This window comes from Massilia sp. AB1, assembly GCF_018119385.1.
Lineage (GTDB): Bacteria > Pseudomonadota > Gammaproteobacteria > Burkholderiales > Burkholderiaceae_D > Telluria.
On sequence record NZ_JAGKSG010000012.1, the window covers coordinates 53,658 to 65,525 of the forward strand.

Annotated in this window: 9 protein-coding genes; 7 read left to right on the forward strand and 2 right to left on the reverse strand. The window is 65.9% G+C overall.

The window, feature by feature from the left end; genetic code table 11:
- The first annotated feature begins 119 nt into the window (after positions 1-119).
- Genes J8847_RS09450 through J8847_RS09475 form a run of 6 tightly spaced genes read left to right on the forward strand, consistent with a single transcriptional unit; the run spans position 120 to position 7,180 of the window.
- Positions 120-1,256 (forward strand): SIS domain-containing protein, encoded by a 1,137-nt coding sequence (locus tag J8847_RS09450; RefSeq protein ID WP_211524448.1) that lies wholly within the window; start codon positions 120-122, stop codon positions 1,254-1,256.
- Positions 1,243-2,187: an ROK family protein gene (locus J8847_RS09455; RefSeq protein WP_211524449.1), complete on the forward strand. Its 945-nt coding sequence runs from the start codon at positions 1,243-1,245 to the stop codon at positions 2,185-2,187. The genes J8847_RS09450 and J8847_RS09455 overlap by 14 nt, the downstream gene beginning before the upstream one ends.
- Complete coding sequence (locus tag J8847_RS09460) at positions 2,184-3,509, forward strand: D-tagatose-bisphosphate aldolase, class II, non-catalytic subunit (RefSeq protein ID WP_211524450.1); 1,326 nt, start codon at positions 2,184-2,186, stop codon at positions 3,507-3,509. Before J8847_RS09455 ends, J8847_RS09460 begins: the two co-directional genes overlap by 4 nt.
- Before the next feature lie 34 nt (positions 3,510-3,543).
- A complete protein-coding gene (locus J8847_RS09465) occupies positions 3,544-4,311 on the forward strand; it encodes a DeoR family transcriptional regulator (RefSeq protein ID WP_211524451.1) in 768 nt (255 codons plus the stop codon).
- Positions 4,312-5,412 (forward strand): N-acetylglucosamine-6-phosphate deacetylase, encoded by a 1,101-nt coding sequence (locus J8847_RS09470; protein ID WP_211524452.1) that lies wholly within the window; start codon positions 4,312-4,314, stop codon positions 5,410-5,412.
- 25 nt (positions 5,413-5,437) lie between these two features.
- Positions 5,438-7,180 (forward strand): MFS transporter, encoded by a 1,743-nt coding sequence (locus J8847_RS09475; RefSeq protein ID WP_211524453.1) that lies wholly within the window; start codon positions 5,438-5,440, stop codon positions 7,178-7,180.
- 8 nt (positions 7,181-7,188) lie between these two features.
- On the opposite strand, the gene cysS is transcribed toward J8847_RS09475, so the two are convergent.
- Positions 7,189-8,571 carry a cysteine--tRNA ligase gene (cysS, locus tag J8847_RS09480; protein ID WP_211524454.1) on the reverse strand — a complete coding sequence of 461 codons (1,383 nt, stop codon included), beginning with the start codon at positions 8,569-8,571 and terminating at the stop codon, positions 7,189-7,191.
- Between the two features lie 280 nt (positions 8,572-8,851).
- Here cysS and J8847_RS09485 point away from each other — a divergent pair, with 280 nt between their 5' ends.
- A complete protein-coding gene (locus J8847_RS09485; protein ID WP_211524455.1) occupies positions 8,852-9,829 on the forward strand; it encodes a tripartite tricarboxylate transporter substrate binding protein in 978 nt (325 codons plus the stop codon).
- 105 nt (positions 9,830-9,934) lie between these two features.
- Here the strand turns inward: J8847_RS09485 and J8847_RS09490 are convergent, their stop codons facing one another.
- Positions 9,935-11,116 (reverse strand): S41 family peptidase, encoded by a 1,182-nt coding sequence (locus J8847_RS09490; protein WP_211524456.1) that lies wholly within the window; start codon positions 11,114-11,116, stop codon positions 9,935-9,937.
- Between the last annotated feature and the right edge of the window lie 752 nt (positions 11,117-11,868).

Here is an 11,868-nt window from a genome sequence, read left to right on the forward strand (position 1 = left end):
GATGGCTGCGAAATAACCACGATCGCCTGCCCTGTATCTTTCGTTTATCTTTCGTGTTTGACTTTCGCAAACTTTCTATTTAAGATTGATCACACTAAAAACTTTTTACATTTCTTTCGATGACTACTCTTCTGCAGCGAAGCCAACAAGCGTGGCGCGATATCGGCGGCCTGCACACCGCCGAGGAAATCGCGCAGCAGCCGGCGCTCTGGGGCGCACTGTACGCGAACCTGCGCAGCGAGCGCGAACGCGTCGAGGCCTTCCTGGGCGGCTGCCTGGCGAATCCGCTGCAGCGGGTGATCCTCACCGGCGCCGGCAGCTCCGCCTACGTCGGCGAGATCGTCGCCGACGAGATCAATGCCGCCTGGCCGGCCCAGGTGCGCGCGCTGGCCACCACCACCCTGCTCACCCACCCCGAGCTCTACCTGGATGCGAACGCGCCTACCCTGCTGGTGTCCTTCGCCCGCAGCGGCGACAGCCCGGAAAGCCTGGCCGCCGTCAACCTGGTGCGCGAGCTGGTGCCGGGCGCACGCCTGCTGAACATCACCTGCAACGCCGAAGGCCGGCTGGCGCGCGAAAGCGCCGCCGACCCGAACAGCTTCAACCTCCTGATGCCGGCCGCCAGCTGCGACCGCGGCTTCGCCATGACCAGCAGCTTCACCTGCATGCTGCTGGCGGCGCTGGGCGTGCTGGGCAAAGGCGACCAGCTCGACCGCATCGCCGCCCTCTCCCAGCTGGCGGAGCAGGCCTTGCTCGCCTGGGAAGCGCCGGTCGCCGCCCTCGGCGGCACGGTGGCCGAGCGCGTCGTCTACCTGGGCAGCGGCCCGCTGGAAGGCCTGGCCAAGGAAAGCGCCCTCAAGCTGCTCGAACTGACGGGCGGACGCGTGACCGCGATGGCGAATACGCCGCTGGGCTTCCGCCACGGTCCCAAGTCGGTGCTGAACGGCGCATCGGCGGTCCTCGTCTTCAACAGCAGCCGCGCGCTGTCGCGCCGCTACGAGGCGGATCTGGTCGAGGAAGTGCGTCGCGACGGTATCGCCCAGCGCGTGCTGACGATCGGTCCGGGCGGCGATTTTGATGTGGACACCCCGGGCTTGCCCGACGCTTGGCTCGCTCCGCTGTGGCTGCTGTTCGCCCAGCAGTATGCCCTGCACCTCTCGGCCACGCTGCAGCTGACTCCCGATAATCCTTTCGCCAGCGGCACGGTCAACCGTGTCGTCAAGGGCGTCACCATCTACCGCCATGACGCCTCCTGACCTGCGCGGCTTCCACGGCATCGACATCGGCGGCAGCAAGATCGAGCTGGTCGCCTTCGATGCGCAGATGGGCGAGGTGCATCGCGAGCGCATCGCCACGCCCGGACACGACTTCCAGGAGTTCGTCCAGGCCATCGCCGCCATCGTACGGCGCGCCGACGCCGTCCTCGGCGCCGCCGCGCCGGTCGGCATCGGCCTGCCCGGCGTGGTCGATTCCCTCACCGGCCGCCAGCTCAGCTCCAATGTGCCGGCGCTGAACGGCCGCCTGGTTACCCCTGCGCTGGAAGAAGCGCTGCATCGTCCCGTCGTCATCGGCAACGATTGCCAGTGCTTCGCCCTGTCCGAAGCGCAAGGCGGCGCCGCCGACGGCCTGCCGACCATGTTCGGCGCCATCCTCGGCACCGGCGCCGGCGGCGGCTACTGCTCGCGCGGCCGCCTGCACCGCGGTTTCAACGGCGTCGCCGGCGAATGGGGCCACTGGGCCGCGCCGGCGCACCTGCTGTCCCTGTACAAGCTGCCGGTCATCGCCTGCCCTTGCGGGCGCGCCGGCTGCATGGAGCGCTATGTCTCCGGCCCCGGCATGAGCATGCTGCACCGCCACTTCGGCGGCGACGGCGCCGCACCCATGGTCGTCGCGGCGCGCGCCAACACGGGCGACGCCATCGCCGCCAAGACGCTGTCCGCCCACCTCGACCTGCTGGCCCACGCGATGTCCAGCCTGGTGCTGGCCCTCGATCCGCATGCGATCGTGCTCGGCGGCGGGCTGTCCCAGCTTCCCCACCTTTATAAACAGCTGCCCGAAGCCATCAAGCGCCATTTGTTCGCCGGCGCCCAGGTGCCGCCGATCCTGCCGCCGCGCTTCGGCGACGCCGGCGGCGCGCGCGGCGCGGCCCTGCTGGTCCACCAGCACCTGAAGATGAGCGCACCATGAACCAGGCCCTCTCCCCCATCCAGCAAGTGATCAAGGCGCACCGCCGCGGCGAAGCGGCCGGACTGTACAGCGTATGCTGCAGTCATCCGATCGTCCTTACCGCCGCCATGCGCGTGGCGCAGGATTACGCTACCCTGCTGCTGGTCGAGGCGACCTCGAACCAGGTCGACCAGTACGGCGGCTACACCGGCATGAATCCGGCCCAGTTCCGCGCCTATGTCGAACAGCTGGCGCGCGAGCGCGGCTTCCCGCTCGATCGCCTGGTGCTCGGGGGCGACCATCTGGGTCCGAACGCCTGGCAGGGCCGTCCCGCCGATGAGGCAATGGCCAAGGCCGAGACCCTGGTAGCGGCCTACGCCGCCGCGGGCTTCCACAAGATCCACCTGGACTGCAGCATGCGCTGCGCCGACGATCCGCCTGCCCTGGACGACGCCATCGTCGCCGAGCGCGCCGTGCGCCTGGCCATCGTGGCCGACGCGGCCGCGCGCAGCGCCGGCCATGCGCCGCCGGTCTACGTGATCGGTACCGAAGTGCCGGTGCCGGGCGGCGAATCCGCGCTGGCCGATGCGGGCGCCCCGACCTCGCCGCTGGCGGCCGGGCGCACGCTGGAAGTGCATTGCCGCGCCTTCCTCGACGCCGGCCTGCACGACGCCTGGCGCCGCGTGATCGCCATGGTGGTGCAGCCGGGCGTGGACTTCGACCACAGCCATATCCAGCATTACGACGCTGCCCAAGCGGCCAGCCTGTCGGCCTTCGTGGCCGGCCAGCCAGGCCTGGTGTTCGAGGCGCACTCCACCGACTACCAGAAGGAGTCCGGCCTGCACGAAATGGTGCGCGACCACTTCGCCATCCTCAAGGTCGGCCCGGCCGCGACCTTCGCCCTGCGCGAAGGCCTGCTGGCCCTGTGCCAGATCGAGGACGAACTGGTGGCGCCCGAGCGCTCCTCGCGCCTGATGCAGGTGCTGGACGAAGTGATGCTGGCCAAGCCCGAGCACTGGCGCAAGCACTACCCAGGCAGCAGCGACGAGCAGCGCGTGATGCGCCGCTACGGCCTGTCCGACCGCTGCCGCTACTACTGGGGCGAACCGCCGGTGGCGGCCGCCGTGGAGCATCTGTTCGCCAACCTGGACGCGATCGAGATTCCGCTGCCGCTCCTGAGCCAGCACCTGCCGGAGCAGTACCTGGACGTGCTGCAGGGGCAGCTGAAAACCGGCAGCCGCGCGCTGCTGGAGCACAAGATCGGCCGCGTGCTGGCGCAGTATGCGCGGGCCTGCAACCGGAATGCGGCGGAAGCCGTCAACAAGGGCGTGCCTATCTGTTAAGCTCGGCGTTTTTACCGTCGACCCATCCGCCATCATGCGAAACACCACCCAACGCCGCGAAGCCATCCTCCAGCTCCTGACCCGCCAGGGCTCGGTCCAGGTGACCGACCTGGTGCAGGAGTACGGCGTGTCGGCGGTGACCATCCGCAGCGACCTGAGCGCGCTCGAGGCGCAGGGACTGGCCACGCGCAGCCACGGCGGCGCCACCCTCACCCGCACCCCGCCGACCGAGCACACGATCCGCCAGAAGGATGCGATCAACCAGGAGCAGAAGGAGCGCATCGGCGCGCTGGCCGCCACCCTGGTGCAGGAAGGCGACAACATCATCATCGACTCGGGCACCACGACCATTTCGCTGGCGCGCCACCTGCGCGATGCGAACAACGTGACGGTGATGACGAATGGCCTGAACATCGCCTGGGAACTGGCGGAGTCGCCGGGCGTGGACCTGATCCTGACCGGCGGCCTGCTGCGCAAGCAGTCGCTGTCGATCCAAGGCAGCCAGGCCGAGGCCACCCTGCAGGCCTATAACTTCGACAAGCTGTTCCTGGGCGTCGACGGCTTCGACCTGCAGTTCGGGGTCACCACCCACCACGAGGCCGAGGCCAGCCTGAATCACAAGATGGTCGAGCGCGCGAAGAAGATCATCGTGCTCACCGACGCTTCCAAATTCGGCCGCGTCAGCCTGCACCGCATCGTGCAGCTGGACCGGGTCCATACCGTCATCACCGATGCCAGCATCAGCCCTGAATACCGTGAGGGGCTGCAAAAGCTGGGCATCGAATTACTCATAGCGGAATAAATGCTCAGCGGCAGAATCCTTACTCCCCAAGGCTGGATCACAGGCAGCATCGAGTTCAGCGACTGCATCCACCGGATCATCGAAGGCCCTGCCGCCGGCAAGCACACCATCCTCCCCGGCTTCGTCGACCTGCACGTGCACGGCGCGGCCGGCGCCGACACCATGCAGGGCGGCGATGCGGGCATCACCATCGCCCGCACCCACGCCAGATACGGCACCACTTCCCTGCTCGGCACCACCATGACCGCCAAGGAGCTCGACATCCGGCGCGCCCTGCGCGGCCTGGCCGGCGTCATCGCCGAGCGCCCGCAAGGCGGCGCGCGCATGCTGGGCGTGCACCTCGAAGGACCCTTCCTCAGCCAGAAGCGCCTGGGCGCCCAGCCGCCCGACGTCATTCCCGCCACCCTGGAACTGGTGAACAGCCTGCACGCCATGGCGCCGATCCGCGTGCTCACCATCGCGCCGGAAGTCGACGGCCACCTGGCGCTGATCCCGGACCTCGCCGCGCTCGGCATCCGGGTGCAGATCGGCCACAGCGACGGCAGCTACGAAGATGGCGTGGCCGCCCTGCGCGCCGGCGCGGCCGGCTTCACCCACCTGTACAACGGCATGACCGGCATCCACCACCGCGAGCCCGGCATCGTCGGCGCGGCCCTGGCGCACGCCGAGTACGCCGAGATCATTCCCGACCTGGAGCACGTGAGCCCGGGCGCGCTGCACGCCGCCCTGCGCGCGATCCCGCGCCTGTACGGCATCACCGACGCCACCGCCGCCACCGGCATGCCGGACGGCGAATACGCGCTCGGCACCCAGCGCGTGTTCAAGTGCGCGGGCTGCGTACGCCTGAAGGGTGATCAAAACGGCGCTGGTTCGCTGGCCGGCAGCGTGCTGACCATGGACCAGGCGCTGCGCAACTTCGTCGGCCTGGGCCTGGACCTGGCCGACGCCGCGCTGCGCGTCTCGACCTACCCGGCCGACTACCTGGGCGAGACCCAGCGCGGGCGCCTGCAGCCGGGCGCCTGGGCCGACATCGTCGTGCTCGACGAAGCATTGCGGCCGGTGGCCGTCTTCGTCGAAGGCGAAGCGATCGATCTGAACTGACCAAAACCAAATCAACGGAGACACCATGGACGCTTCAACCTCTTCGGCGGAGCGCGGCAAGCGCTACCTGCTGTTCATCGCCGGCATGGGCGGCCTGCTGTACGGAATCGACGTCGGCATCATCGCCGGCGCCCTGCCCTACCTGGAATCGACGGCCACGGTGGCCTGGAAGCTGAGCACCCAGCAGCTGTCCTTCATCGTGGCGGCGGTACTGCTCGGGTCCGTGCTGTCCTCGCTGTTCGCGGGCGCGCTGGCCGACGCCATCGGGCGGCGCTGGGCGATGGTGCTGGCGGGCGCGCTGTTCACCGTCAGCATTCCGATGATCGCGCTGTCCGACGGCTACACGCCCCTGCTGCTGGGCCGCCTGCTGCAGGGCATCAGCGGTGGCCTGATCGGCGTCGTGGTGCCGCTCTACCTGGCCGAGTCGCTGCCCGCCGCCCAGCGTGGACGCGGCGCCGCCCTGTTCCAGCTGATGCTGACCATCGGCCTGGTGGGCGCGGCCGTCATCGGCCTGAGCCAGGCCCAGAACGTCGACGCCGCCACCCAGGCCGCCGCCGCCCTGGCGCCGCTTGATCGGGCCGCCGCCGTGTTCGCGGCCCAGGACCACGCCTGGCGCACCATCTTCTGGCTCTGCCTGGCGCCGGGCCTGGTGTTCACCCTCGGCAGCCTGGCGCTGAAGGAATCGCCGCGCTGGCTGGCCCTGCGCGGGCAAGGCAAGATCGACCAGCCCATCGCCAAGCTTGCAGTCGGACGCGATTCGCTTGCGAGCCGCCGCTACGTGCTGCCCTTCCTGCTGGCCTGCCTGGTGCTGGCGCTGACCCAGGCCACCGGCATCAACTCCATCCTGGCCTATGTGGTCACGATCCTGAACCAGGCCGGCCTGCCCGGCGCCACCGCCAACGCGGCGGACGTGGCCCTCAAGGTGCTGAACGCGGTCATGACCGTGGTGGCCGTCATCCTGGTCGACCGCAAGGGCCGCAAGTTCCTGTTGAAACTGGGCAGCGGCTGCATCGTGGTGGCGCTGGTGTCGGCGGGCCTGCTGTTCCGTGGGGCGGAATCGAACCAGCGCGACGTGCGCGCCGCGGTCGAAGCCCAGGTGAAGAATGGCGGACTGGCGCTGCGCCTGGACGGCGCCCAGCTCGCGGCCCTTGGCGGAGGCGAAATTGAAGGCAAAGACGCGCCCCAGCAGCTGACGGTGGCCTATGCCTACGGCCCCTTCACCAACGTGCAGTCGCGCCGCAGCGACGACCCGCTGCTGCCGGCCATGACCCTGAGCCGTGAAGATACCGTGCAGAAGGACAGCGTGATCGGCGCCTCCCTGCGCCGCTGGCACCTGAATCCCTTCGCCGACCCGGCCGCCGCCAGGGATGCGCCGCTCACCATCGAACGCGCCTGGCTCGGCCCGGTGCCGCCCGAGGCGCACGGCTGGCAGGTGGCGCTGGCGATCTGCCTGTTCGTCGCCGGCTTCGCGGTGGGCCCGGGCGTGTGCGTGTGGCTGGCGCTGTCGGAGCTGATGCCGACCCGGATCCGCTCCAACGGCATGAGCATCGCCCTCCTGATCAACCAGTTCGTCTCGACCGTGATCGCCGCCATGTTCCTGCCCACCGTCGGCTTCTACGGCTACTCGACCGTGTTCTTCTTCGGGGCGGCGTTCTCGGTCCTGTACTTCCTGACCGCGGCCTTCCTGCTGCCCGAGACCAAGGGCAAGACGCTGGAAGAGATCGAGCAGCATTTCGTCGGCGCCGGGTCGCGCGTCCAGCCGGGCTAAGGTCCTTCTTACCCCGGCAACGGTTCGGCCACCGTACCGTCCGGGGTATCGCGCAGGATGAAGCCTGCCTCCTCGATGGCGAGGCGCAGCGCATCGGCGTCTTTCCAGCGCTTCTCCCTGCGCGCCAGGCCGCGTGCTTCAACCAGCTCCCTGACGGCCAGCGGCACTTCGATCGCGGCGGGACGCCATTGTTCCAGGCCCAGGCCAAGCGCCTGGTCCAGCCACGCGACCGTCGCCCGCTTCGTTTGGCCATCCAGCGGCGACTTCAGGACTTCCCAGGCCAGCGCCAGCGCGCGCGGCGTATTCAGGTCCTCGTTCAGTTCCGCCAGCATGGCGTCGCGATAGGCCGCGTCGGGCATGCCGCCTTCGGGCAGCGCGTGCAGCGCCTGCCGCAGGCGGTTCAGGGCCGTCTGCGCCGCCTGCAAGGCCGGCCAGGAGAAGGCCAGCGGCGAACGGTAATGGGCCGTCAGCACCAGGTAGCGGTAGGCCAGCGGATCGAAACCGCGCTCGGCCAGTGTGGTGAGGCGCAGGAAACCGCCGTCCGACTTCGACATCTTGTCCCCGCTTTCGAGCTGCAGGAAAGCGCCGTGCAGCCAGTAGCGCGCCGGCGCGTGGCCGTGGCAGGCTTCGTGCTGGGCGATCTCGTTCGAGTGGTGCACCGGGATATGGTCCTCGCCGCCGATGTGGATGTCGAACAGCGCGCCCAGGTACTTGCTCGACATGGTCGAGCACTCGATGTGCCAGCCCGGGAAGCCGCGTCCCCAGGGGCTGTCCCATTCCATCTGGCGCTGCTCGCCCGCGCCGCTGAACTTCCACAACGCGAAATCGGTCGGCGAGCGCTTGCCGCCGAGCTCCACCCGGTGCCCGGCGCGCTGGCCGGCGGTGTTCAGGCGCGCCAGGTGGCCGTAGGCCGCCAGTTTGGCGGTGTCGAAATAGATGCCGTCCTCGGTCCGGTAGGCGTAGCCCTGGCGCTCGATCCCGGCGATGAAGTCGATCTGCTCGGGGATGTGGTCGGTAGCGCGCGCCCACACGGCCGGGGCCTGGATGCCGAGCAGCGCCAGGTCCTGCTGGAAGGCTTGCGTGTAATAGGCGGCGATGTCCCAGGCCGAGCGGCCGGTGCGCCGCGTCCCCTTCTCCATCTTGTCCTCGCCGGTGTCGCCATCCGAGCTCAGGTGGCCGACGTCGGTGATGTTGATCACGTGGTGGACCGCATAGCCGTTCAGTTCCAGCACCCGGCGCAGGGTGTCGCCGAACAGATAGGTGCGCAGGTTGCCGATGTGGGCGTAGTCGTAGACCGTGGGACCGCAGGCGTACAAGCCCACGCGTCCCGCCTGGATCGGTTGGAAGGGGCGCAGTGCGCGCTCGTAGGTGTCGTACAGCTTGAGGTCCATGGCGGCTCCAGAAAAGACAAAGGCCACAGGGAAACAAGTTCGCTGTGGCCGATAGAAGACTAAATAAGGTGCAGAAATGCGTACGACAGGCTTCTATGGCCTGTGTCGACATGCTCCAAAGTAGAATTTTTTGATCTGCATGATGTCAGTCTAGCACGACAAATTGCTCAGGTGAATACGCAGTGACACGCTGTTCTGTCATATTCTCATTAGTGTAGAATCTTTGCGCCGGTTATTGAATCATCAACCACCGAATGTAGACCAAATAAAGGGTTCGAATATGCGTCTCTTCCCCACCCAAGGCAAATTCGCGTTTGCTGTCGCCGCCACCATCCTGTCCGCCAGCGCCCTGGCCCAGAACTGGCCCGCCGGAACCGTCACGGTCGTCGTGCCGTGGCCGCCGGGCGGCCCGTCCGACATCGCGGCGCGTCCGCTGGCCAAGGGCCTGACCCAGAACCTGGGCCAGACCTTCGTCATCGACAACCGCGCCGGCGGCGGCGGCAACATCGGCACCGCCGCGGTCACCCGCGCCGAGCCGGATGGCCAGACCCTCCTGATCACCTCGAGCGCACCGATCGTCATCAATCCGAGCCTGTACAAGAAGATGGCTTTCGATCCGATCAAGGAACTGACCCCGGTCACCAACCTGCTGCGCGCCCCGCTGGTGCTGGTCGCCCACCCCTCGGTGCCGGCCAAGAATCTGAAGGAACTGATGGCCCACATCCAGGCGCAGAAAGGCAAGTTCCAGTACGCTTCGTCGGGCAACGGCACTCCGCAGCACCTGACCGGCGAACTGTTCGCCAGCGTGGCCAAGCTGGAGATGATCCACGTGCCGTACAAGGGTTCGGCGCCGGCGATCTCGGACCTGCTGGGCGGCCACGTACCGATGATGTTCGACAGCACCATCGCGATCATGCCGCACATCAAGAGCGGCAAGGTCAAGCCGATCGCCCAATCGGGCACCAAGCGCTCGCCGCTGCTGCCGGACGTGCCGACCTTCGCTGAAGCCGGCCTGCCGGCCATCGAGTCCTATGCCTGGTACGGCATGTTCGCACCGGCCAAGACCCCGGCTGCGGTGGTCGCCAAGATCAATGCCGAAGCGCAAAAGGTCATGAAGGGCGCGGACTTCCAGAAAGTGCTGCACGACACCGGCACCGAATACGTGGGCGACACCCCGGCGAACTTCGCCAAGTTCGTCCAGGCTGAATCGGTCAAGTGGTCGAAAGTGGTCAAGGACAGCGGCGCGACCGTCGACTGATATCCGGACTAGTGTCTGATCCGAATGGGATGGCTGTCATGGCCATCCCATTTTCTTTATGAGGCGTCGGCGTCGCACGTGCGGCGCTGATAATGCGCAGCGGTGTCAACGGCCTGCGGCAATTTGTCGGGGGAGCTCTTTGAATCGACGCTGCAGCAACTCCTTCCCTATCGAGAGCGCGTTGTCCTGCGTTGCTGCAACATCCGGAATGACGCCTACCCCCTCCCAATTGGTAAGGGTAATCGGATTGATCGCACGGCGACTCGGTATCCAGGCAGCAAAGTGGTCGCCAAGGCGATAGGGTCGGCTGGGATGGGCGCCACCCCAGGTCGGTTCGCCGATCACGGTGGCCCGTTTCAATGCCTGCATCGTATAGGCGAAATCTTCGCCGGCCGATTTGGTATTAGGGCCAACCAGGATGACGATCGGCTTTCTGCCGCCATAACGCTTGCCGTCAAGCTTATCCACCGTCCACCGCTGCGTGGTGATACCGGAAGTGCGATCCCACATGTCGTTGACACGTGTAGGCTGGTCGACGAAGTAGCTGATCAGTAAGGCTACGGTTGCCGGGTCGCCGCCACCGTTCTCACGCAAGTCCACGATGAGGCCGTCAGTGTCAGCCAGCTTGTCCATCGCTGCGGCATATCGTTCGGCCATGACGAAACCAGGAGGAAAGTCAGGCAGCTTCAGGTAACCAATATTGGAACTGAGGTGATCGACCTTTGCCACGCCAGCTTTTCCGAGGCCAAGGCCAAGATCCAGGAGCAGACGCCTGGCTAACGGGGTACGTCGCTCCCACTCCGCTTTCGAGGCCGGCGGGGGTGGGACATCACGGTCGTACGGAACCTCCTCGGGGCTGGAGTGCACCATCATATGCAGGTCACGGCTTACCCCGCGAAGGTCGTCGGTGAGCCGATCTGCGAACTCTTCTCCGTCAGTTATCTTCTCGTACTTGCCCTCGCGCAGGTGCTGACGCAAGACCACTTCCATCTGCCGGGCCTTCTCGGGATAGACATAGTGAGCGTTCAGCTTCGCTATTAATGTATTGATCGCCTCCTTTTGGGTTGCCTTGTCGATGACAATCTCAGTTTTCGGCTTGAGTCTTTGTAGGAATGGAACCCAGGTATCCATGGTGTAGATCACACCGTACATCGTTAAAACCAGCAAAAGCGGTATGACAATCCATTTTTTGATCATTTTCTTCCTCTGATTGTGCATGCGGGGTTTCAATGCTTTATCGGGCCAGAACCTCATCGAAGACGCAACGAAGTTGATCAATGCTAGCATGTTAACTACCATGCTGTAGCAGTATTTATTGCTAATTAATGGAATTCAAATGATTAGGACAGCGCTCGGGCCGTGCTTACCCGTCTGTATCCGTTTCAGGTGCTGGCGGTATGGACTTGTCGACCCGATCCGGACTTGGCGTCGAATGCAAAACGGGATGGCTGTCATGCCATCCCGTTTTTATATGTCCCGTCGATCTGGAGTGCGCCAGGCACAGGTACTGGCATAAGGAGTCGCCCGAACCACCCTGACGACAGAGACATCGGTTGCAATCGCAATCTGCTCGTCCGGTGTGACGATTTGCGCTCGTGGAAGCGCATGGCAGGCACTGCTGTCCGGGCTGGCCAAGATACCAAGCAAGAGCGTAGTGCAGGCGAATGTCAGCCCGCCGGAGGCCGATAATAGCGTGATCACTGCCAGCCTCATTCCGTCTTTCGAATGACGCATGCCGGCAGGATGCCAGGACCGCAGAAATACTCGCTCTGTCACGCTACCTGGACGGCAAAGCGTCCGGCATCCACGCAGCGCAGGCGAATACGCTCCGGACTTAGCGGTTGCGCATCCAGCGCAAGCTGGCGAAAAGTGAAGACAGCGAACGGGTGCGGATCAGTTTGCCCAACGAGCCGCCATAGTTGCAACGCGAGTTGATCGTCATTTCTTGTAGCCTCCGAAACATTACTTAGCAGAATAACTACGCCTTCTACCGGCTTCTGTGCGCTAGCTCGCATTGCACGTCAACTCGACCGTAACTA